General features: G+C 70.1%; 7 protein-coding genes. 5 read left to right on the top strand and 2 right to left on the bottom strand.

Annotated features, from left to right (window positions below; translation table 11 throughout):
- Positions 1-10: 10 nt before the first annotated feature.
- Positions 11-184, bottom strand: a complete 174-nt coding sequence (locus ACFTWF_RS14985; protein WP_005244525.1) for a hypothetical protein — start codon at positions 182-184, stop codon at positions 11-13.
- Positions 185-351: 167 nt separating this feature from the next.
- On the opposite strand from ACFTWF_RS14985, the gene ACFTWF_RS14980 reads away from it, so the two are divergent.
- Positions 352-2,055, top strand: a complete 1,704-nt coding sequence (locus ACFTWF_RS14980) for an ABC transporter ATP-binding protein (RefSeq protein WP_378461996.1) — start codon at positions 352-354, stop codon at positions 2,053-2,055.
- Positions 2,052-3,800 (top strand): ABC transporter ATP-binding protein, encoded by a 1,749-nt coding sequence (locus ACFTWF_RS14975; protein ID WP_378461995.1) that lies wholly within the window; start codon positions 2,052-2,054, stop codon positions 3,798-3,800. The genes ACFTWF_RS14980 and ACFTWF_RS14975 overlap by 4 nt, the downstream gene beginning before the upstream one ends.
- A gap of 87 nt (positions 3,801-3,887) precedes the next feature.
- Here the strand turns inward: ACFTWF_RS14975 and ACFTWF_RS14970 are convergent, their stop codons facing one another.
- The gene (locus ACFTWF_RS14970; protein WP_378461994.1) at positions 3,888-4,823 is read right to left on the bottom strand and encodes a methionyl-tRNA formyltransferase; all 936 of its coding nucleotides are present in this window, start codon (positions 4,821-4,823) and stop codon (positions 3,888-3,890) included.
- A gap of 110 nt (positions 4,824-4,933) precedes the next feature.
- Between ACFTWF_RS14970 and ACFTWF_RS14965 the strand changes: the two genes are divergently transcribed.
- The 3 genes from ACFTWF_RS14965 to ACFTWF_RS14955 all read left to right on the top strand — a co-directional run bounded on the left by ACFTWF_RS14965 (position 4,934) and on the right by ACFTWF_RS14955 (position 24,012).
- On the top strand, positions 4,934-5,737 hold the full coding sequence (locus ACFTWF_RS14965; RefSeq protein WP_378461993.1) for an alpha/beta fold hydrolase: 804 nt from the start codon (positions 4,934-4,936) through the stop codon (positions 5,735-5,737).
- Positions 5,738-5,816: 79 nt separating this feature from the next.
- Entirely contained in the window at positions 5,817-7,016 is a 1,200-nt protein-coding gene (locus tag ACFTWF_RS14960) for a diguanylate cyclase domain-containing protein (protein WP_378461992.1), read from the top strand.
- Between the two features lie 289 nt (positions 7,017-7,305).
- The gene (locus ACFTWF_RS14955) at positions 7,306-24,012 is read left to right on the top strand and encodes an amino acid adenylation domain-containing protein (protein ID WP_378461991.1); all 16,707 of its coding nucleotides are present in this window, start codon (positions 7,306-7,308) and stop codon (positions 24,010-24,012) included.
- The last annotated feature ends 49 nt before the right edge of the window (positions 24,013-24,061 follow it).

Genomic DNA, 24,061 nt, shown 5'->3' with positions numbered 1-24,061 from the left:
GATGAAGTTCTCAGTCGAGCTTGGTGGTGGGTCCGATTCCGAGCATCGAGAGCAGCATCCTGCACTCGTCGGCGTCTTCGGCGTAGGCGGCGACAACGCGCTGCGCCTGGCGGGCGGTCTCGTCGGCTAGGGGTTCGAGATCCTCGTCCGCGATGTCGTTTTCGGCGGTCGTCTTCGCGGCCATCTTTTTCCTCTCGGGCTTGCTGCTGCGTCACACGCAGTAGGTCGTATCGGCGACTCTATGAGAACCGGGCATGTCAACGCTAGTTGCCCATCGATTAGTGTTCATCTAGTTAGGGTTCGCTTACTTCGTGGGTGGGTGGGGAAGCGTCGACGTTGGGAGTTACGCGCGTGAAGACTGGTGGCACCGCAATTCTGCGTCGCACGCTGGTGCGGAATCGTGCCCGGCTGGGCATCGGCACCGTCCTGGTCTGCCTGCATCAGGTGGCCGAGACGCTGGTCCCGATCTCGATCGGGGTGATCGTCGACCGGGCCGTCGCCACCGGTGACCTCCTTGCCCTCGCCGTGTGGCGGTGCGCGCTGGCGCTGCTGTTCCTGGTGTTGACCGCGGCCTGGCGGTACGGGGCGCGGTTCGTCGTCGTCGCGATGCAGAACGAGGCGCACCAGCTGCGGATGGAGGTGGCACGTCGCATCCTCGACCCCCGCGGGGTGCGCACCGACCTCCGGGCCGGCGAGCTGCTGTCCGTGTCGACGTCCGACGCCGACCGCGCCGCCTGGATCGCGGACATCGCACCGCGCGCGGCGGCCGCCCTCACCGCGGCCATCGGATCCGCCGTCGCGCTGCTGCTGATCGATGTCCCGCTCGGACTCGCCGTGCTGATCGGCACGCCCGTCATCCTCGGTCTCCTCCAACTCGCGGCGCCTTTGATCACCCGCCGGGCCACCGACCAGCAGGCCGCGGTCGCGCGGGCCTCGGCCATGGCCACCGACCTGGTGAGCGGGCTCCGGCCGTTGCGGGGGATCGGCGCGGAGGTGTCGGCGTCGCGGCGATACCGGGCGGCCAGCCGCGACGCGCTCGGCGCCACCCTGCACACGGCGAAGAGTTCCGCCGTCTTCGCCGGGGTGTCGATGACCGTCAGCGCCCTGCTCGCGGTCGGCGTCGCGGGTTTCGCCGGCTGGTTCGCCCTGGAGGGCCGCATCACCATCGGCGAGCTGATCACCGTCGTCGGGCTGTCCCAGTTCTTCATCGAACCGCTGGGCGTGCTGGCCGGTCTGCCCGGATTCCTGGCCCTGTCCCGCGCGTCCGCGGACCGCCTGGCGTTGGTCCTGGACGCCGAACCGCTGCTGCCCGCCGGACCGGACCACGCGCTCGACGGCAGCACGCTCAGCCTCACCGATGTGTCCTACCGGTCGCTGAGCACGGTGGATCTCCGGGTTCCGCCCGGCGAACTGCTCGGCGTCGTCGCGTACCGCCCGCAGGACGCCGAGGCGCTGGCCGCGCTGCTGTCCGGGCAGGTTCCGCCCGACCGCTACGACGGCGAGGTGACCGTGGGCGGGGTCAGGCTGTCGGACGCGGATCTCGCGCAGGCTCGCCGCGCGCTGCTCGTCGAACCGCACAACGGCGATCTGTTCTCCGGCACCGTCGCGTCGAACGTCACCGCGGGACGGCCCGGCGCGACGTCGGCCGAGGTGCAGGCTGCGCTGACCGCGTCCGCGGCGGTGGACGTCGTCGAAGCACACCCCGACGGGCTCGACCATCAGGTCGCCGACCGCGGGTCGTCGCTGTCCGGCGGCCAGCGGCAGCGGGTCGCGCTCGCGCGAGCGCTGGTGGCGCAGTCGCCGGTGATGGTGCTGCACGACCCGACGACGGCCGTCGACGCCGTCACCGAACACACGATCGCCGGCGGCATCGCCGACCTGCGGCACCGCGGCGCCACCCGGAGTCACACGACCATCCTCATCACGAGCAGCCCCGCGCTGCTGTCGGTCACCGACCGCGTCGTCGTCCTCGACGAGGGCACGGTGGTCGGCGAGGGCACCCACGCGCAACTCGCTGCCCGCGACGCGAACTACCGTCAGGCGGTCCTGCGATGAATGAACTGCTGCCCATCGCGAACGCGCGCGACACGTGGGCGTGGCTGAAATCCGAACTGGGACGCCGCCGCGGCCGCAGCGCCTTCACCCTGCTGGTGGCCGCGGTCGCCGCGGGTATGGCCCTCGTCCCCGTCTACGTGTTCGGCGTCCTCGTCGACCGCGTGCAGGACGGTGCGCCGCCGTCCACCATCGGGTGGGTCGTCGCGGTGATCGCGTCCGCCGCGGTGATCGGCGGCGTCTGCGCCGGGTTCGCGTCATTCCTCATCCGCAGCCTCGGTGAGGGAATCCTGGCCGATCTGCGTGAACGCACCGTCGACCGGGCGCTCCGGCTGCCGATCCAGACCGTCGAACGCGTCGGGAAGGGCGACCTGCTGTCGCGGGTCGGCGACGACGTGGCGGTGATCGGCAAGGCCGTCACCGACGTGGTCCCCAACCTCGTCACCGCTGTCCTGCTGGTGGTGCTGAGCATGGTCACGATGCTCGGCATCGACTGGCGACTCGGGCTCGCCGGGATGGTCGCGCTGCCGATGTACGCGCTCGCGATGCGCTGGTACCTGCCGCGGTCGGCGCCGGTCTACGCCGCCGAACGCGTGGCGATGGGGGAGCGTTCGCAGGCCCTGATCAGCAGCATGCAGGGCGCCCGCACGGTGCGCGCCTACGGTCTCGAAGACAGCCATCTGGGGCAGATCAACGGTGCGTCGGAGAAGGCGCGCGACCTGTCCGTCGGCGTATTCGCGTTGTTCACCCGCTTCGCGGGGCGCGGCAACCGGGCCGAGTTCGTGGGGCTCGCCACCATCCTCGCGGCCGGGTTCGCGCTGGTGAACGCCGACATCGTGACCGTCGGCCAGACCACCACCGCCGCACTGCTCTTCCACCGGCTGTTCAACCCGATCGGCATGCTGATGTACACGTTCGACGAGGTGCAGTCGGCGGGTGCCAGCCTCGCGCGGCTCGTCGGCGTCGTCGACCTCGCGGACGAGTCGAGCAGCGGAATCGCCACCGCCGGGGAGTCGGCGGATTCGATGCTCGAACTCGCGGATGTCCGGCACACCTACGACGGCCGCCACGAAGTGGTGCAAGGCATCGGCCTGCACGTGAGGAGCGGCGAACGTGTCGCCCTCGTCGGCTCGACCGGGGCGGGCAAGACGACGGTCGCGGCGATCGCGGCCGGGTCGATCGTCCCGACGTCCGGTGCGGTGCGCATCGCGGGAACCGCGTTGACCGACCTGGAACCGGGCGACCTCCGCCGACGCGTCGCCATCGTCAGTCAGGAAGTCCACGTGTTCGCCGGACCGCTGATCGACGACCTTCGGCTCGCCGCGCCCGACGGGTCCGAGGAGGACGTTGCGATGGCGTTGAAAGCCGTCGGTGCCGACGTCTGGGTGGCCGCACTGGACGACGGCGTTCAGACCGTGGTCGGGGAGGGCGGTCACGAGCTGACCGCCGCCCAGGCGCAGCAACTGGCACTCGCGCGGCTCGTCCTCGCGAATCCGGGGGTCGCGATCCTCGACGAGGCGACCGCGGAAGCCGGCAGCGCAGGCGCGCGGGAACTCGAGGCGTCGGCCGAGGCGGCGACCCGCGGTCGCACGACGTTGGTGGTGGCCCACCGGTTGACGCAGGCCGCGTCCGCCGACCGGGTGGTCGTGCTCGAACACGGGCGGATCGTCGAGGAGGGGCCGCACGACCAGCTCGTCGCGGCCGGCGGCCGGTACGCGGAACTGTGGTCGGCGTGGGAGGGGCGGTAGGCCCCGGAAACACGTCGGTGAATGTACCTTTCAGCGCTGCTGAGGCGTTGAACGATACATTCACCCGGGTGGTACGGGCGGGGACCCTCAGCTGAGGTAGCCGCCGCCGTGGGGGAAGAATTCGGTCCCGGCGAGTTCGGTGCCGTCGTCGAGCCGGACGCGCTGGATCTTCAGGCCCTTGTTGCGGCCGGTGCGGGCGTCGGGTCCGGCGACGATCACCATTCCGTCGCCCTCGTGGATGAAGACACGCCCGGGCGTTCCACCGTAATTTCCTTCGGACACGGCGGCCTTCAGAACCCGGACACGCTGTCCCTTGTAATGGGTGAAGGCGTTCGGGTACGGGTCGGACTGGGCGCGGACGAGGCGCTCGATGGCGTCGGCGGGCCACGTCCAGTCGATGATGCTGTCCTCGGGGGCGCGCTTGTGGAAGAACGTGGCCTGCGAGCGATCCTGCGGTGTCCAGTCCGTGCGGCCGGACGCGATCAACTCGAGCGCGTCGAGGGTGATCGGTCCGATCATGTCGACGGTGCGGTGGAACAGATCGGTGACGGTATCCGTCGGCCCGACGGCCGTCGACCTCTGCAAAACGATGTCGCCGGCGTCGAGTTCCTCGTCCATCAGGTGCGCGGTGAGGCCTACTTCTTCCTCACCGTTGATGAGCGCCCAGATGAGCGGGGAGAATCCGGTGTACTTGGGCAGGAGCGAATCGTGGATGTTGAGCGTGCCGTAGCGGGGCGAGTCGAAGATGTCCCGCGGCAGCCAGGTGCGCCAATTGTTGGCGACGACGATGTCGGGGTCGGCCTGCTTGAGTGCGGCCTTGAAGTCCTCGTCCGGCTTGGTGGCGATGTGCACGGGCACGCCGTGTTCGGTGGCCAGATCGGCGACGGAGTCCGCCCACATCTGCTCGTAGACGTGATCGCTCTTGGGGTGAGTGATCGCGAGCACGACCTCATGTTCGGACTCGAGCAGGGCCTGCAGGGTACGGTGACCCCAGGTTTGATATCCGAGTGTGGCGACTCTCAACGCGGTCCTCCTGGACGAGCTTGTCGGTCAACGCCGCACGCGAGCGGCATCCGAGCCAGCTTAGGCTATCCAATCCTATTTGGTGAGACCGCCCATGGAAGGAAGGCAACATGACGATCGCCACGATCAACGGGATCCCCCTGAATTACCAGGTCAAGGGGTCCGGCGATTTAGTGGTGCTCATCATGGGAACCGGGAGTCCGGGGCGGGTGTGGGATCTCCATCAGACTCCCGCTCTCATCGACGCCGGATACCGCGTCTGCACGTTCGACAACCGCGGCATTGCGCCGTCCGGTGAAAGCGTCGACGGCATCACCATGGACGACCTCGTCGCGGACACGGCAGGACTGATCGAACACCTCGGTGGCGGCCCGGCCCGCGTCGTCGGCACCTCGATGGGTGCCCGTGTCGCGCAGGAACTTGCGCTGTCCCGGCCCGACCTGGTCCACAAGGCGGCCTTCCTCGCCGGTCATGCCCGCATGGACTACTTCCAGCAGACCCTCACCGAGGGGGAGCGCGCCCTCCACGACAGCGGGGTCGAACTCCCGGCCAAGTACCGCGCTGCCGTGACCGCTGTCATGAACCTGTCGCCCGCGTCGCTCGTCGACCCGCACACTGCCCGCGACTGGCTCGACCTGTTCGAGTTCAGCGGCGGCCGGACGTCGGACGGCGTGCGCGCGCAGATGGAGATGGATCGCAGCTTCGATCGCCGTCAGGCCTACCGCGCGATCACGACGCCGTGCCTGTCCATCGGTTTCGCCGACGACCGGATGATTCCGCCGTATCTCTCCCGCGAGGTCGCCGAGGCGATTCCGTCGGCCCGCTACTACGAGATCTCCGACGTGGGGCACTACGGCTACCTCGAGCAGCCCGAAGTGGTGAACAAGGTGCTCCTCGAATTCCTCGCCAACTGACGCCCCGCCGCCCGTCGACTTGTGAGTAGGGTGGAATTTCGAGCGGCTGGGGGGCGATCACGGTGACGGCGAGGTTCTGATGGCGTTGGGTGTCCCTCGTCTCGGGGTGGGTATCGTCCGGTACGACATCGTGAACGCCGCGCTGTGGTGGGACGCCAAGGCCGCGGCCATCTTCGGTGACGACGGTTCCCTGCCGCCCCTCCAGCAGTGGCGGCAGCGGGTGCATCCCGAGGATATCGACGTGGTCCGGCGCATGTTCGGCGACATGACCGGGTCGGTGGGTGCCGAATGCGTCTTCCGGATCGTGATGGCGGACCGGTCGACCCGGTACATCCTCACCCGCAGCATCGACGTCGCCGTCGACGATTCCGGCGTCCCCACCGAATTGACGGGGGTGGTCATCGAACTCGGGCACCTCACCGGACGCGATGCGCAGCTCGCGTCGTTGCTCGATCGGGTGGGGCTGGGTTTTCTGGCGCTCGACGACGACCTGCGGATCATCTACGCCAACTCGGGCTGTCTGCGGCACGTGCGCCGGTCCCGGGAGGAATTGCTGGGCCGGGTGGTCACCGACGTGCTTCCCGAAACTCGGGGCAGTTACTTCGATGCCTTGTGCCGCAAGGTTCTCGCCACCGGGCGGGAGCACACCACCCGCGTGGATTCGCTGTATTCGCCCGGCATGACGATCGAGGTTACTGCCGCAGCCGATTCCGGCGCCCTCGTCATCCATTTCCGGGATGTGACCGCGGAGGTCACCGCCCAGCAGCAGGCGGACGAGGCGCACGCTCTCCTCCTCCACGAAGCCAGGCACGACAGTCTCACCGGGCTGCTCAATCGCGCCGCGATCACCGAGCACCTGCAGCGACTCTTCGACCCCGGCGTCGGTCCGGCCGTGGTGCTGTTCCTGGACGTCGACGGATTCAAGGAGGTCAACGACACGCGGGGGCACCGTGTCGGCGACCGCATCCTGCAGGCGGTGTCGGAGCATCTGTCCTCCGCGATGGTCGCGCCTGCGGTGGTGGGACGGCTCGGCGGCGACGAGTTCGTGGCGATCCTCCCCGAGGCGGGCGACATCGACGTCGAGAACGTGGTGACGCTGATGGTCTCGTCGATCACGACGCCGATCGACGTCGGCGACGAACTGCTCGTCGTGACGATCAGCGTGGGGATGGCCCGCAGCACGTCGGCGTACACGGTCGACGGATTGCTCCACCACGCCGACACGGCCCTCTACGCCGCGAAGCGACTCGGCGGAAACACCGCGGTCTGGCACCGATAAGTTGCTGGGCGTCTGCCGGCCGGAACGGGTGCATCGAGCGGTCCGCCGCCCACACGGACGCACGGTATGTTTACGCCCGCAAATGTGTCGCGGCACCCGCTTCGGGGCCGTCGACGCCGTCTCAGGTGCGGGGGACACGCATTCGGGGAGATTGAACTCGATTTGCCGCTGTGATATCCGGCACCTGTGAACTTGCTGCGAACCGGCTTGTTGCTAGTGGGTAGCCTAACCTAAACTCCTCGGGTGCCCTTCGTTGGTCGGGCGCTCTCGACGGACGATCGGATCACCCATGTCTCCGGACCACTCGGCGGCTGCTCGCCCTCAGTCCTTTCCGGCTGAGCTCGCTTCCGCCTCGGCGTTCTCCACTGCGACGCGTGCCGCGCTGCCGCTGACGGCCCCGCAGTCCGAGGTCTGGGTCGGGCAGCAGCTGAACCCGGGAAGCCCGGTCTACAACCTGTCGCTCGTCGTCGAGGTCGCCGGCGTGATCGACCTCGAGCGAACGGCCGCGGCGATCCGGGCGACCGTCGAACGGGCCGAAGCGTTGCACGTGCGCTTCGAGCGGGGCGGCGACAACGAACTGTTCCAGGTGCCGACCGCTCCCGACGCGTGGACCCTGACCGTCGTGGACCTGCGCGGCGAGGAAGATCCCGACGCGCGAGCGCGTGCATGGATGGATCGCGACATGCTGACCGCGGTCGACATCGACGGCGACGCGCCGCTGTTCCACCACGCCCTGCTGCGTACCGGCGACGAGTCGGTGATCTGGTACCAGCGCTACCACCACAGCCTCATGGACGGGTACGCCATCACCCTGCTCGTCGCCGACGTCGTCGACCGATACGAGCACCCGGACCTCGGGACCTCCGCGGCGCCGTGGCCGCTCGACACCCTCGTGGTTTCGGACCGTGACTACCGCGCGTCGGCGCGATTCGCGTCCGACCGCGAATTCTGGATCCGGCAGGTGATCGACGCGCCGGAGCCGCCGCGGCTGTTGCCGCAGGTGATCGACTACTCCGGCACACCCATTTCCGCACTCGTCGAGATCGACGGGGACGACGCCGACGCGGTCTACGCCTTCGCCGCCGACGCCGGGATCCGGCGCACCCGACTGCCGCTCGCCGCGGTCGTGGCGTACATCCACCGGGTCACCGGCCGCCGCGACCTCACGGTGTCGCTGCCGATGACGGCGCGGGTCGGGCGCGAAATGCGCCGCATCCCCGGAATGTGCTCGACGATCCTGCCGTTCCGGGTGCAGGTCGATCCCGGGATGACGGTCGGTGAACTCGCCACCCGCATCGACACGACGCTGATCTCGGTGCTCCGGCACGGGCGTTACCGCGGCGAGGACCTCGCCCGCGACCTGCGGTCGATCGATCCGGACCGGCAGATCTTCGGTCCCGGAATCAATTCCATGATGTTCGAGCATTCGCTGACGTTCGGTGGGTTTCCGGTGTGGGTGCGGGGTTCGGCCACCGGCCCGGTCCGCGACCTCGACTTCTCCATCCGCGGTGGGCAGGATTCGGAGCCGATCCAGATCGACCTCCGCGCCCCGGCCGGTCTGGGCGCCGAACTCGAGGAGCATCGCCGCAGGCTCGAGCACTTCGTCGGGCAGTTCGTCGCCGACCCGGCGCAGCCCATCGCGTCGCTCGATCCGATGACCGAGGCCGAGCGCCGGCAGTTGCTGGTGGAGTTCAACGACACCGCGTGCCCGCAGGAGTCGGTGACCGTTCCCGACCTGTTCCACGCCCAGGTCTCGCGGACACCGGACGCCGAGGCCCTGATCTCCGGGGACACCCGGCTCACCTACCGGGAGCTCGGGGACCGGGTGGCACAGCTGTCCCACCACCTGCGCGCCCGCGGTGTCGCCGCGGAAACCGTGGTGGCGATCGGACTTCCGCGCTCCGCGGAGATGGTGATCGGACTGCTCGCCGTCATGAGCGCGGGTGGCGCGTTCGTGCCCCTCGACCCCTCGTGGCCGGACGACCGGCGGACGTCGGTCCTCGCGGACGCCGGGGCGTCGCTGATCCTGACCGGTCCCGGCGGGGTGCCGGACGCGGGGGAGCGGGCCGTGCCCGTCGATCTCGCGGCGTGGGCGTACGCCGATCAGCCCACCGCACCGCCCGCGGTGACCGTGCAGGGGTCGCGGGTGGCGTATGTCATCTTCACGTCGGGTTCGACGGGCCGCCCCAAGGGGGCCATGATCCGGCACGAGGCCGTCTGCGCACGACTGCTGTGGCAGCGCGAGGAGATCCTCGGATTCGGGGCCGAGGACGCGGCGCTGTTCAAGGCGCCGCTGTCGTTCGACATCTCCGTCAACGAGATTCTGCTGCCGCTCGTGTCGGGTGGCCGTCTCGTGGTGGCCGAGCCCGGCGGGGAACGGGATCCGCAGTATCTCCTCGACCTGATCGCACGCGAGTCCGTGACATTCGTGTACCTGGTGTCGTCGATGCTGGACGTGCTGCTCGACCTGTCGCGGGGCACGGACCTGCTCGGGGCGTTGAAGCACGTGTGGTGCGGCGGTGAGGTTCTCACTCCCGACCTGTTCGAGCGGTTCCGCACGCAACTCGCCACCACCCTGTACCACGGCTACGGCCCGGCGGAGGCGACGATCGGTGTATCGCATGTGATTTACCGGGAAGACTCCGCACGGATCGCGACGTCGATCGGCCGCCCGAACCCCAATACCCAGCTGTACGTGCTGGACGAGCACCTGAACCCGGTGCCGCTCGGCGCGGGCGGTGAACTCTACGCCGGCGGATTCCTTCTCGGCCGGGGCTACGTGGACGCGCCGGGGCTGACGGCGTCCCGCTTCGTCGCCAACCCGTTCGCGGCGGACGGCTCCCGGTTGTACCGGACCGGTGACCTCGCGCGGTGGGCGGCGGACGGCACCCTCGACTTCCTCGGCCGCGCCGACAATCAGGTGAAGATCCGCGGCATGCGACTCGAACTCGAGGACGTCGAGGCGGGCATCGTGTCGCATCCCGCGGTCCGGCACAGTGCCGTCGTCGTGCGGGAGACCCCCGCGGGTGCGAAGTATCTCGCCGCCTATGTCGTCGCGCAGCAGCATTCGGATCCGGATACCGACGAGCTCCGCACGTGGGCGTCGTCGAAGCTGCCGGAATACATGGTGCCGTCCGCCTTCGTGATCCTCGACCGGTTCCCGCTCACCCCCAACGGCAAGCTGGATCGGCGGGCTCTGCCCGAACCCGACCTCGGCGCGGCCGGGGAGAACGTCGCGCCGCGCACCGTGGCCGAGGAAAGGCTGTGTGCGCTGATGGCCGCGGTCCTCGGCGTGGACTCGGTGGGTGTCACCGACGACTTCTTCGCGCTGGGCGGCGACAGCATCGTCGCGATCCAGCTGGTCAATCACGCTCGGCGCGAGGGTCTCTCGATCAGCCCGCGGGAGATCTTCCAGCTCCGCACGGCCGAGGCGCTCGCCCGGGCCCAGGACGGCCGGTCCGCGGCCGCCGTGGACTCCGACGACGTCGCCGTCGGTGACGTCCGCAGCACCCCCATCCTCGCCCGGACCGCCGAGCGGGGCGGCGAGATCGCCGCGTTCCACCAGTCGGTGCTCGTGCAGACCCCGGCCGAATTCGACGAGACTGCAGCACGCGCCGCCCTGGGCGCCGTGCTCGAGCGGCACGACGCCCTGCGCGCGACGCTCGTCCGCGGCGAACACTGGACGCTGTCCGTGCCGGAACCGTCGACCGTCGCCCTGGGCGGCATCCTGCGGGTCGTCGACTTCGACGGCAGCGCAGAGCAACTCGACGACGAGACGCGGGCGGCCGTCGCACGGCTCGATCCGGACGCCGGCACGATGATGCAGGCCGTCCTGTTCACCGCGACCGAGGGTCCCGGCCGGTTGCTGCTGATCGGACATCACCTGGTCGTCGACGGGGTGTCCTGGCGCATCATCCTCGAAGACCTCGCCCGCGCGGGAACCGCCGCCGCGGCCGGGGGCGTCCCCGACCTCGCTCCGGTCGGGACGTCGCTGCGCCGCTGGTCCGAACTGCTCGACGAACACGCCCGGTCGGGTGCCTTCGATCACGATCTGCCCTTCTGGTCGGGCGTGGCGACCGCACCCGACCCGCTCATCGGCTCGCGTGCGCTCGACCCGGCCGTCGATCTCTCGGGTGACGCCGAAACCCTCACGGTGACACTGCCTCCGGAGTTCACCCGGCCGCTGCTCTCCACCGTGCCTGCGGCATTCCACGGCCACGTCAACGACGCACTCCTCACCGGTGTCGCGGTGGCGATGCAGAGATGGCGAGACGGCAGGCCGGGCCCGGTGCTCCTCGATCTCGAGGGGCACGGACGCGAGGAAGGCCTCGTGCGCCGCAGCGACGGGCCCGCCCTCGACCTCTCCCGGACCGTCGGCTGGTTCACCACCGTCTACCCGGTGGTGCTGGACCCCGGTGCGGCGGCGGACGAGGCGGGTATCGCCGACGCCCTGAAGGCGGTCAAGGACCAGTTGCGCCGCATCCCGGGTTCCGGATTCGGCTACGGCGCACTGCGTCACCTCGGTGCCCCGAGGCCGGAACTCGCACACACCCCGGCGCCGCAGGTGCTGTTCAACTACCTCGGGCGGGTGACGGCCGGCGAGGGCGTCGACTGGCTGCCCCGCGCCATGGGCGGCGCCGACGACCCGCGGATGCCGCTCGGACACGTCCTCGCGTTCGACGTGATCGCCGAGGACGGCGCCGACGGACCGACGCTGACGACCACGCTGACGTGGGCGCCCGGTGTGCTCACCCGCCGCGCTGTCGAGGCGCTCGCCGCCGAATGGACCGCGGTACTGCGGGCGCTGGCCGGCATCGACCGTCTCGGCGGCCACACCCCGTCCGACTTCCCGCTGGTGTCGCTGACGCAATCGGATGTGGACGCGCTGGCGGAGCCCGCCGACGTGCTCCCGCTGACGCCACTGCAGGAGGGCATCTACTTCCAGTCGGCGTTCGAGGACACCGGCACGGACCCGTACGTCGTGCAGCAGGTGATCGAACTGACCGGGTCCGTCGACGCGACGGCGCTGCACCGCGGGCTGCAGGCGGTCGTCGACCGGCACGCCGCCCTCCGCGCCGGGGTGCAGGCGGTGTCGGACGGCCGGGTGGTGCAGGTGGTCCGGGACGACGTCCGGGTACCGATGGAGGTGCTGGACCTCACCGGAACGCCGGAGCCGGGCAGACGCGTGGACGAGGTGCTGGCGGCCGACCGGGCGCGGGGCTTCGACTTCGGCCGCGCCCCCCTGCTGCGGTACACGCTCGCCCGGACGGAGGACCGGAAGTTCCTTCTGCTGCAGTCGATTCACCACATCGTCGCCGACGGATGGTCGGTGCCGGTGATGCTGCGGGAGCTGATGGCGCTGTACAGCGTCGACGGGACGCCGCTGGCGCTGCCGACGCCCACGCCGTACCGCTCCTACCTCGACTGGCTGGGCGCACGGGACCGTCAGGCGTCGCTCGCGGTGTGGCGGGACGCGCTCGCCGACGCCCCCGAACCCGGGGAACTGCCGACGCCCGCATCGACACGGGAGTCCGGGATCCGCAGTGTGCGGGCCGCGCTGCCGTCGGACGCCACGGCCGCGCTCACGGCCGTGGGACGGGCCCGGGGACTGACGCTCAGCACACTCGTGCACGGCACCTGGGGTCTGGTCCTGGGCCGCCTCACCGGCCGGGAGGACGTGCTGTTCGGCTCGACGGTGTCGGGTCGCGGCGGCGATCTGCCCGGCATCGAGACCATGGTGGGCCTGTTCATCAACACCGTCCCCACCCGGTTGCGCTTCCGGCCCACCGACACGGTGGCCGGCACGCTCGCGCGCTGGCAGGACGAGCAGTCGGTCCTGCTCGACCACCAGTACCTCGGACTGCCCGAGCTACGCAGGGAAGCGGGACTGCAGAACCTGTTCGAGACGCTGGTCGTGTTCGAGAACTACCCGCTCGGCGACGGCGCGGTCGCCGATCCCACCGGTGCCGTGCAGCTGACCGACATCCGCTTCGACGAGCACCCGCCCTATCCGATGACGCTGATCGTCGTGCCCGGTGACGCGCTGACCCTCGAACTCAAGTACGACGCTGCCCGCATCGACGCGGCGACCGCGACCCGGTTCGCCGAGGCGACCGTGGCGTACCTCGCGGAGCTGACCCGGGACGCCGACCAGCCCGTGTCCTCCGTCGCGCTGGCGTCGCGGGAGCCGATCGGCGCGGCACTGCGCGACGTGCAGGCCGACTTCCCCGACACGACGGTGACGGCGCTGCTCGAGGAGCAGGCCGCGCGGACACCCGACGCGGTGGCCGTCGTGTTCGAGGACGAACACCTCACGTACGCGGAACTGCACGCGCGCGCCAACCGCCTCGCCCGGCTGCTCGTCGAGCGCGGGGTGGCGCCGGAGTCGAAAGTCGCGGTGGCACTGCCCCGTTCGCTGGACCTGATGGTCGCGCTGCTCGCGGTCGGGAAGGCGGGCGGCGCGTACGTTCCGCTCGACACCGGGTATCCGGCCGATCGGCTCGCGTACATGGTCGACGACGCGCAACCGGTCTGCGTCCTCACCGACGGCACCGTGCCCCTGGCCGGTTCCGGCGTTCCGCAGGTCCGGGTGTCCGACGCCGACGGGTACTCGCCCGAGCCGCTGAGCGGCATCGCGCTCGCGCCGCAGCACCCCGCGTACGTGATCTACACGTCCGGTTCGACGGGTCGGCCCAAGGGTGTCGTCGTACCGCACGCCGGCATCGTCAACCGGCTGCTGTGGGTGCAGCGGTTCCGTCCGATCACCGCGTCGGACAACGTGTTCCAGAAGACGCCGTCCAGCTTCGACGTGTCCGTGCTGGAATTCTTCGGGCCGCTCCTCGCCGGGGCGACCCTCGTGCTCGCGCGACCCGACGGTCACAGGGACCCGGCATACCTCGCCGACGTCATCGTCCGGCAGTCGATCACGCGCGTGCATTTCGTGCCCTCGATGCTCGAGGTGTTCCTCGTCGAGCCCGCGGCGGCCCGGTGCACCGGTCTGCGGATCATCTCCTGCAGCGGTGAGGCGCTTCCCGTCGCGTCCGCCCGACGCGTCGCCGAACTCCTGCCCGGAGTGGAACTCGACAACCTCTACGGTCCCACCGAGGCGTCGGTCGACGTCAGCTATGCGGCGTCCGTACAGGGGATCGACGCGGGGGCGCCGTCCGTCCCGATCGGCCTGCCGACGTCCAACACCGGTCTCTACGTGCTCGACCGTTACCTGCAGCCGGTGCCCGCCGGTGCCCCGGGTGAGCTGTATCTGTCGGGGCCGCAGCTGGCCCGCGGCTACCTGGGCAGGCCCGGGTTGAGTGCGGAGCGGTTCGTCGCCGATCCGATCTCCCGCAACGGGTCCCGCATGTACCGCACCGGTGACGTCGCCCGGGTGAACGGCGACGGCGCGGTCGAGTACCTCGGCCGGGTGGACGACCAGGTGAAGCTGCGCGGGTTCCGCATCGAGCTCGGTGAGATCGAGTCGCACATCGCGGCCTGCCCGGGTGTGCGGCAGGCCGCGGCCGTCGTGCGCTCCGACCGGCCGGGTCAGCAGCAGTTGGTCGGGTATGTCGTCGGGGACGCCGATCTCGACGACGTCCGTGCGCGCCTGGCCGGGGCCCTGCCGGAGTTCATGGTGCCCGTCGCGTTCGTGACGCTGGCGGAGTTTCCGCTCGGCCCCAGCGGGAAGCTGAACCGTAAAGCGCTTCCCGCGCCCGACTTTTCCGCTCAGGTGACCGCGGCGCCGGCCGGTGAGGGCGGGCCTGCGGGCGTGCTGGCCGCCCACTACGCCGAGGTGCTCGGGCTCGGGACCGTCGGCGTCGACGACGACTTCTTCGCGCTCGGCGGCGACAGCATCCTGGCCATCCGGCTGGTGAATCTCGCTCGCCGCGAGGGAATCACCATCACCCCGCGCCAGATCTTCGAACAGCGGACCCCGTCCGCGCTCGCCCGGCTGTCGGCGACGACAGCGGTCGCCGCGGCCCCGCGCGTGGACGACACGGGAGCCGGTGTCCTGCTGCCCCTTCCCGTGGTCCATCGGCTGTCGGAGTGGAGCGGCGGTAAGAGCCGCTTCAACCAGTCCGTCCTCCTGCACACGCCGGCGGGCACGAGCAGTGCCGTCCTCGCGGCGGCGCTGCGCTCGGTGATCGCCCACCACGACGGCCTGCGGCAGAAGCTCATCCGGCACGCACCGGGGGTGTGGTCTCTCGAGATCACCGAATCCGCCGACCTGCACCTGCATCGCGTCGACGTCACCGGACTCGACGCGGCCGCGCTGCGCGAGGTGGTGGCAGCAGAATCCGACGCCGCCACCGACCGGCTCGACCCTGACGCCGCGGCCATGCTGTCGGCCGTGTGGTTCGACGCGGGCCCGTCCGAGCTGGGCAGGCTGCTGCTCGTCGCGCACCACCTGGTGATCGACGGAGTGTCGTGGCGGACGCTGATCGAAGACCTCGCGATGGCGTGGGTGGCCGCCGACAGTGGTGAGGACGCGGCGCTCGACCCGGTGCCCACATCGCTGCGCGGATTCGCCCGCATCGTCACCGAGCAGGCGCAGGAACCCGTCCGCCTCGCCGAACTCGACCACTGGGTGCGGATCACCGAACCCGGCGCCGATCTGGTGCCCGGCACCGACGGGCACGCCGTGGTGAGCAGCGGTGCGCGGCTGACCGTGCGGCTCGACCCGGACCTCACGACGGCCCTGTTGACCACCGTTCCCGGAGTGGTCCGCGCCGACGTCACCGACGTGCTGCTGGCTGCCCTGCGGCTCTCGGCGGACCGGTGGCTCGCCGCGCGGGGACGCGACCACGACCTGCTGGTGGATCTCGAGCGGCACGGCCGCGAAGAACTCGCCGAGGGCGTGGATCTCTCCAGGACGGTCGGCTGGCTCACCAACGTCACCCCTGTCCGGTTGCGCAGCCGCGGGGGTGCGCTCGCGACGCTCGGGGACGTCAAGGAACGGCTGCGCGGCGCCCCCGACGGCGGCATCGGCTACGGCATGCTGCGGTACGTCAACGCCCGCACCGCGGGACTGCTGGCGGCGCGCTCGGAGTCGCAGGTGCTGTTCAACTACCTGGGGCGCATGCCGCACACCCCGACGGGTGCGTGGACACCGGCGGTCGAATCCGATTCCCTGGTCACCGATCCCGACGCCGATCTCGGCGGTCCGTACCGGCTGGTGATCAACGCCCTGTGCGAGGAGTCGGCGGACGGCGCCGAACTGCAGGCCGTGTTCGCCTGGTCGGAGCCCGACCTGAGCGAGGCCGACGTCGCCGCATTGAGCGACGGCTGGGTGACGGCACTTCGTGAGCTGGCCGCCGCCGCCGCGGAACACGACGGACCGGCGATGCTGACACCGTCCGACCTGCCGCTCGTGACGCTGACGCAGGCGGAGATCGACCGGATCGTGGAGGCGAGCCCGAGCGGGGTCGACACGGTGCTGCCGCTGTCGCCGCTGCAGGAGGGGCTGTACTTCCAGGCAGGGTTCGACGCCGGTCCCGACATCTACACGGCACAGTTCTCGCTCGACTTCGCGCACCGCCTCGACGCCGAACGTCTCGCTGCTGCGCTGCGTACCCTGCAGCGGCGCAACCCCACGCTGCGCGCGGGATTCGTCAGTGAAGGACTCCCTGCGCCCGTCCAGTTCTTCGGCGCCGGCCTGGACGTCCCGATCACCGAATTCGACCTGCGTGAACTCGACGAATCCGAACGCGGCTCCTACGCCGAGCAGGTGACGGCGCAGGACCGGCTGACGCCGTTCGACCTCACCTCCCCGCCGCTGTGGCGGGCGATGGTGCTGCGCCTCGGCGACTCCCACGACCGATTGGTCGTAAACCGGCAATTCCTGCTGTGGGACGGATGGTCCAACGGCCTCGTCGTGAGCCAGTTGCTCGCCCTCTACGAATCGGGCGGCGACGACTCCGGATTCGGGGTCCCCGAGGGCTCGTTCGAGGACTATCTGCACTGGCTGGCCGCGCAGGATGCGGAGGCCGCGCAGTCCGCGTGGACCGACGCGCTCCGCGGTCTCGACGAACCGACCCTCCTCGCCGCGACCGTCACCGGGGAGCCGCAGCCACCGCAGCGCCGCGACGCCGTGCTGTCCGGGGAACTGAGCGAACGACTGCGTGCCGGTGCCCGCGGCGCCGGTGTCACGTTCAACGCGGTGATGAACGCCGCGCTCGCCGTCGTGCTCGGCATCGAGACCGGGCGGCAGGACCTCGTGTTCGGAACGACCGTGGCCGGGCGCCCACCGGAGGTCCCGGGCATCGACGCGGTGGCAGGCATGTTCCTCAACACCGTCCCCGTCCGGATGACGCTCCGACCCGACGAGACCGTCGCGGATCTGCTGCGCCGCACCCAGTCCGAGCGGCTCGCGCTCACCCCGTACGACTACCTCGGGCTCGCCTCCATCCAGCGTGTGTCCGAGCACCGGCAGCTGTTCGACGTGCTGTACGTGCTGCAGAACTTCGTCGACGAGAAGCAGGTGTCGGCGCTCAACGACGCCCACGACATCAGCGGCGGCGACAGCATCGACCACACGCACTACCCGGTCACCGTCGTCGTGACACCGGGTGCGAGCGTGAAGGTGAAATTCGAGTTCCACCCCGAGGAGATCGCGGAGTCGCGGGTCGAGGCCATGCTGTCGCGGTACCTGACCGTGCTCGAGCAGTGGTCCACCGACCTGTCGGGTCCGGTCGGCGGAATCAGCGGTGCCGCAGCACCATTGCCGTTCGAACCGAAGCCGCTGCCCGACGCGACCATCGCCGACCTGTTCGCCGACGCGGCCCGTCTCCGGTCCGAGGAGACCGCGCTGGTGTTCGGTGACAGCACCGTCGGCTACGCCGAACTCGACGCCGACGTGAACCGGATGGCCCGGCTCCTGCTGCGCCACGGCGCGGGCCCGGAACGCATCGTCGCGCTCGCACTGCCGCGGTCGGTGGAGATGGTGGTGGCGCTGTTCGCCGTCCTGCGCACCGGATCCGCATACCTGCCACTCGAACTGGACCACCCGGCCGAGCGTCTCGTCGGGATGCTCGATGACGCACGACCGACGGTCCTGGTCACCACGTCGGGTGTCGCCGGAACGCTCGCCGCCGCGGCGGTCGACACCCTGGTCGTCGACACCCTGGACTTCGGCGCGGTCGCGTCCGGACCGTTGTCCGATGCGGAACTCGGCGGATTCGCGTCCGGGACCCCCGGTCGCCTGGACCATCCGGCCTACGTCATCTACACGTCCGGGTCCACGGGCAAGCCGAAGGGTGTCGTGACGCCCTACCGCGGCCTCACCAACATGCAGTTCAACCACCGCGAGGCGATCTTCGAGCCGGTCGTGGCCGCGGCGGCCGGTCGGCGCCTCCGCATCGCCCACACCGTGTCGTTCGCCTTCGACATGTCGTGGGAGGAATTGCTGTGGCTCGTGGAAGGTCACGAGGTCCACATCTGCGACGAGAACCTCCGGCGCGACGCCGAGGCGCTCGTCGCCTACTGCGACACCCACGAGATCGACGTCGTCAACGTGACACCGACGTACGCGCAGCATCTGATCGAGGAGGGTCTCCTCGACGACGGTCCCGGCAGGCACCGGCCGCCGCTGGTGCTCCTCGGCGGCGAGGCGGTGTCGGATTCGGTGTGGAACCGGTTGCGCGACACGGACGGAACGGCCGGATACAACCTGTACGGTCCCACCGAGTACACGATCAACACCCTCGGCGCCGGCACTGCCGACAGCGCGACACCCACCGTCGGCACCCCGATCTGGAACACGTCCGCGTACGTGCTGGACGCCTGGCTGCGTCCGGTCCCGGACGGCGTACCCGGTGAGCTGTACATTTCCGGGGTCGGGTTGGCGCGCGGCTACCTCGACCGGTTCGCGCTGACGGCGGAACGCTTCGTCGCCGACCCGTTCCGGGAGTCCGTACGTATGTATCGGACGGGCGACCTCGTCCGCCGCGCATCGGACGGGAACCTCGACTTCCTGGGCCGCACCGACGATCAGGTCAAGATCCGCGGTCACCGGGTGGAACTCGGCGAAATCGCGTCCGCGCTCGAAGCGCTGGACGGCGTGCGCCAGGCTGCCGTCGTCGTCGATTCAGGCCCGGGCGGGTTCAAACGGCTGGTCGGCTACGCAGTCGTGAGTACTTATCAACCGCGGGACGTTAACAAGTACTCACGGGCGCTGCGCGCAACGTTGCCCGACTACATGGTGCCAGCCGCGGTCATCGAGGTCGACAGCCTGCCGATGACGGTGAACGGCAAACTCGACGTGAAGGCGCTGCCGTCGGCGGACGACGTCCTCGGCCGGATCGGCGGTGCCCGAACGGAACCCCGCACCGGCACTGAACGGGTGCTGGCCGACTTGTTCGGTGAGATCCTCGGCGTCCCCGCCCCCGGGGTCGACGACAACTTCTTCGACCTCGGCGGTCATTCGTTGCTGGCCACCCGGCTGATCAGCAGGGCCCGGGCCGCGCTCGACACCGACCTGGCCATGCGCGACCTGTTCGAGGCGCCGACCGTGGCGGAACTCGCCACCCGGATCGGGGCAGACACCGGGTCGACGCGTCCGGTGCTGGTGGCCCGGCCACGGCCCGAACATCTGCCGCTTTCCGCGGCGCAGCAACGGCTGTGGCTACTCCAGCAGATGGAGGGAGCGTCGGCTGCTTACAACTTCCCTGTCGTCCTGCGACTGCAGGGCGCCCTGGACCCCGAGCTGTTCGAGCAGGCGCTCACCGATGTCGTGTTGCGGCACGAATCGCTGCGCACCGTGTTCGGGGAGCACGACGGCGAACCCGTGCAGGTGATCCTGGACGACGCCCGCCCCGACGTCACGGTGGTCGACGGCACCGAGGCCGATCTGGTGCGGCTCGTCACGGAGACCGTCGGCCGCCCGTTCGACCTGGCCACGGAGATCCCGGTGCGCGCGAGCCTCATCCGGCTCGCGGACGAGCAGGTGCTGGCCATCGTGCTGCACCACATCGCCACCGACGAATGGTCGGATCGCCCGTTCCTGGGGGACCTTATGACGGCGTACGCCGCCCGCGGACAGGGTTCCGCGCCGGGGTGGGCTCCGCTGGACGTGCAGTACGCCGACTACACACTGTGGCAGCGCGACGTCCTGGGCGATCCGCAGGACCCGGCCAGCGTCGTCGCCCGTCAACTCGACTACTGGGCGAAAACCCTCGACGGGGCACCGGAAGAGTTGGTGCTCCCCGCCGACCGGACCCGACCGGCGCGACCGAGTTTCGCGGGCGGCGTCGTCGAGACGACGCTGGACGCCGCGACGACGCGGGCCCTGCGCTCGCTCGCGCGGACGTCGGGCACCAGCATGTTCATGCTGCTGCACGCGGCGTCGGCGGCACTGCTGCACCGCCTGGGTGCGGGCGACGACCTGCCGATCGGCGCGCCGGTCGCGGGCCGCAGCGAACAGGGTCTCGACGACCTGATCGGATTCTTCGTCAACACCGTGGTGTTGCGGACGGACGTATCGGGCAACCCCACGTTCGACCAACTTCTCGCACGAGTCCGGGACACGGACCTGGCGGCGTTCTCCCACGCGGACGTGCCGTTCGAAACCGTGGTGGAGAAGGTGAATCCGGCGCGCACCCTGGCCCGGAACCCGCTGTTCCAGGTGATGGTCGGCTACCACAGCCGCACGTCCGAGGCGGCGCTCGCGCCTGGTCTCGCCCTCGTGCCGGTGTCGTTCGAGGAACGTACCGCCAAGTTCGACCTGGTGTTCAACTTCACCGAGCACCTCGACGACGACCGGGTGGAGCTGCGCGTCGAATACGGTTCCGACCTGTTCGACCGGGACACCGCGGAGAAGATCGCCCGCAGGCACGTCACCGTGCTCGACGCCGTCGCCTCCGATCCGGGTATCCCGGTCGGCGACCTCGACGTGTTCCTCGGCGACGAGCGTGAACTCGTGGTGCGGGGTTTCAACGACACCGCGCATCCGGTGGCGGAGGAGACGTTCTCCGAGGCGTTCGCGCGCCACGTCGCCGCGACACCGGACGCCGTCGCCGTGGTCGACGCCGACGGTGAGGTGACGTATGCCGAGCTGAGCGTGCGCGCCGACCGCGTGGCCGCACTGCTGCGCCGCCGCGGTGTCACCGTCGAAGACGTGGTGGGACTGGCAGTTCCGCGGTCGGCGCAGATGGTGGCGGTCGTGCTCGGTGTGCTGAGACTCGGCGCCGCCTACCTGCCGCTCGACCTGAACCACCCGTCCGACCGCATCTCCTACATGCTCGCCGACTCCGCCGCGCGGCTGCTGGTGACCACGGTGGGGGAGAGCCCGCGCATCGCCGACGTCGACGGACTCGACCGCGTCCTCCTCGACGACGCCTCCGTCGCCGCCGAACTCGGGACCGAGGGAGACGAACGGCTGCCGCAGCCCCCGCGCGGACTGGACCACGCCGCATACGTGATCTACACGTCGGGCTCCACCGGTAAACCCAAGGGCGCGATCCTCACTCACGACGGAATCCCCAGCCTCGTCGCCACCGCCGAACAGCGGATGAAGCTGGTGCCGGGGTCGGTGGTGATGCAGTTCGCGTCGATCGGATTCGACGTCGCGGTCTTCGAGCTGTCGATGGCCCTGTGCACGGGATCCCGGCTGGTGATCGTGCCTGACGAGTCCCGCGTCGCCGGACCGGAACTCACCGAGTTCATGACCCACCACGGCGTGACGCACGCGATCATTCCGCCGTCCCTGCTGGCGGCGCTGCCGCCGGGGTGCGACGTCCCGGACGGGTGCACGGTGCTGGTGGGCACGGAAACCGTGCCGCCGGAACTGATCGGACGCTGGGCGGAACGACTCAACCTCCTGGCCGCGTACGGCCTCACCGAGGCCACTGTCAACAACACGCTGTGGCAGGCGCAGCCCGGCTGGAATTCGGCTGTCCCGATCGGCATCCCCGATCCCAACGAGCAGGCGTACGTCCTCGACGACCGCCTCCACCCGGTGCCGCCCGGGGTGGCGGGCGAGTTGTACATCGCAGGCCGTGGTCTGGCCCGCGGATACCTCGGCAGGTCCGACCTCACGTCGGGACGGTTCGTGACCAACCCGTTCGGTGAACCGGGCACCCGGATGTACCGGACCGGCGACCGGGCCCGCTGGCGCGCCGACGGCAACATCGACTTCCTCGGGCGCGTCGACGACCAGGTGAAGATCCGCGGATTCCGCATCGAGCTCGGCGAGATCATCGCCGCCCTCGGCAGCCATCCGGCGGTGAAGCAGTCTGCGGTGGTGGCGGATCGGTCCGGTGACATCGTCCGGATCGTGGGCTACGTGACGGCGACCGACGGTCGCGGGACCGGGGAGATCGATCCGCGGGCGGTGCGGGAGCACGCCGCTGCGCGGTTGCCCGACTACATGGTGCCGACGCTGGTGGTCGTGCTGGACGGCGATCTGCCGCTCACACCCAACGGCAAACTCGACCGGAAGGCACTCCCGGTGCCCGACTGGTCGGCGCTCACCGGGGACGGCACGCCGCGGACGCCGGAGCAGAAGGAGATCGCCGACGCGTTCGCCGACATCCTGCACTTGCCGTCGGTGGGCATCCACGACAACTTCTTCGACCTCGGCGGCAACTCGATGGCGTCGATGCGGTTGGTGGGGCGCATCCGCCGGCGATTCGCCGTCGACATCGGAATCCGGGACGTGTTCGACAGTTCCACGGTGGCCGAACTGGCCGCGATCGTCGCGGCGGCCGCCGCCACCGGCAGACCGGTACTGACGGTGGCGGATCCGCGGCCGGAGGTGGTACCGCTGTCCGGGCCGCAACTTCGGTTCTGGAACCGGTTCCGGGAGGCCGGCGCCGAGGCGACGGCCAGTCATGCGTTGTCGCTGCAGCTTCGCGATGCCGTCGACCCGGAGATCCTGGCGCGGGCGCTCGACGACGTCACGTCCCGGCACGAACCGCTGCGGACCGTGTACGTGGAGGCCGGCGACACCGTCGTCGCCCGGGACGCGGTGTGGCCCGCGCTCGAACTGGTCGACGTCGGGGACGGCGACGTCCACCGCGCCGTCTTCGAGTTGGCGCAGCAGCCACTCGATCTCACCGCGCAGGCCCCGCTGCGGGCGCACCTCGTGACCGGTGCCGACGGCACGCAGGCGTTGCTCCTGGCGATGCACTACATCGCGGTCGACGAGTGGTCGGTGGTGCCGCTGCTCGGTGATCTGATGGGCGCGTACGCCGCCCGCTCGGACGACCGGGAACCGGCGTGGGAGCCGCTGCCCGTCGGGTACGCCGACTACGTCGTGTGGTCGCAGGCACTCCTCGGCGATCCGGCGAATCCGGACAGCCGGCGGTCCCGTCAGCTCGCCTACTGGACGGACACGCTGGACGGCATGCCGTCCCGGCTCGAACTGCCGGCCCCGACGGTGCGCGGTCCGCGGACGGCGGAGATCGTGCCCCTCGAGATCGACGCGGAACTCCGCGGTGCGGTCGCGACATTCGCGAGCGAGACCGGAACGAGCCTGTTCATGGTGTTGCAGGCCGCACTCGCCACCGTGCTGACGCGGTACGGCGCCGGCACGGACCTCCCGCTGGGATCGCTGGTCGCGGGACGAACCGAGGAGGTGCTGGACGCGCTGGTGGGCTGCTTCTTCAATATCGTTCTGTTGCGCACGGATACGAGCGGCGATCCCGATCCGGTGGAGTTGCTGCGGCGTATCCGCGCCGCGAATCTCGATGCGCTGGACCACCAGGACGTGCCGTTCGCCGACGTCGCGGAGGCACTCGGCGAGACGTCGGTGCTTCGTCCGCAGATCATGCTCGTGCACCACGAACAGGCCCGCCTCGGTCATCTCGACGCGCTCGGGGGCCTGATGCCGGTGCCGGTGGGTGTTCCGGATTCGGATCTGACACTGAGCTTCTACGAGCCGATCGGGGACGGTCCGGTGCACGCGTATTTCTCGTTCGCCTCGGACGTGCTGGACGCCGAGACGGTCCGTGGCTGGGCGTCGGAGTTGTCGGCGCTGGTCACCGCATGGGCCGAAGGAGCCCGATGATCACGAGTGATCTAGATCGCAGTTCCGGGGCCGACTTGGCCGCCGTGGA

The sequence above is a fragment of the Rhodococcus sp. NPDC056960 genome (genome assembly GCF_042674125.1).
GTDB lineage: Bacteria > Actinomycetota > Actinomycetes > Mycobacteriales > Mycobacteriaceae > Rhodococcus_F.
Note: the sequence above shows the minus strand (reverse complement) of the source record. Positions and strands in the feature narration are given on the sequence as shown.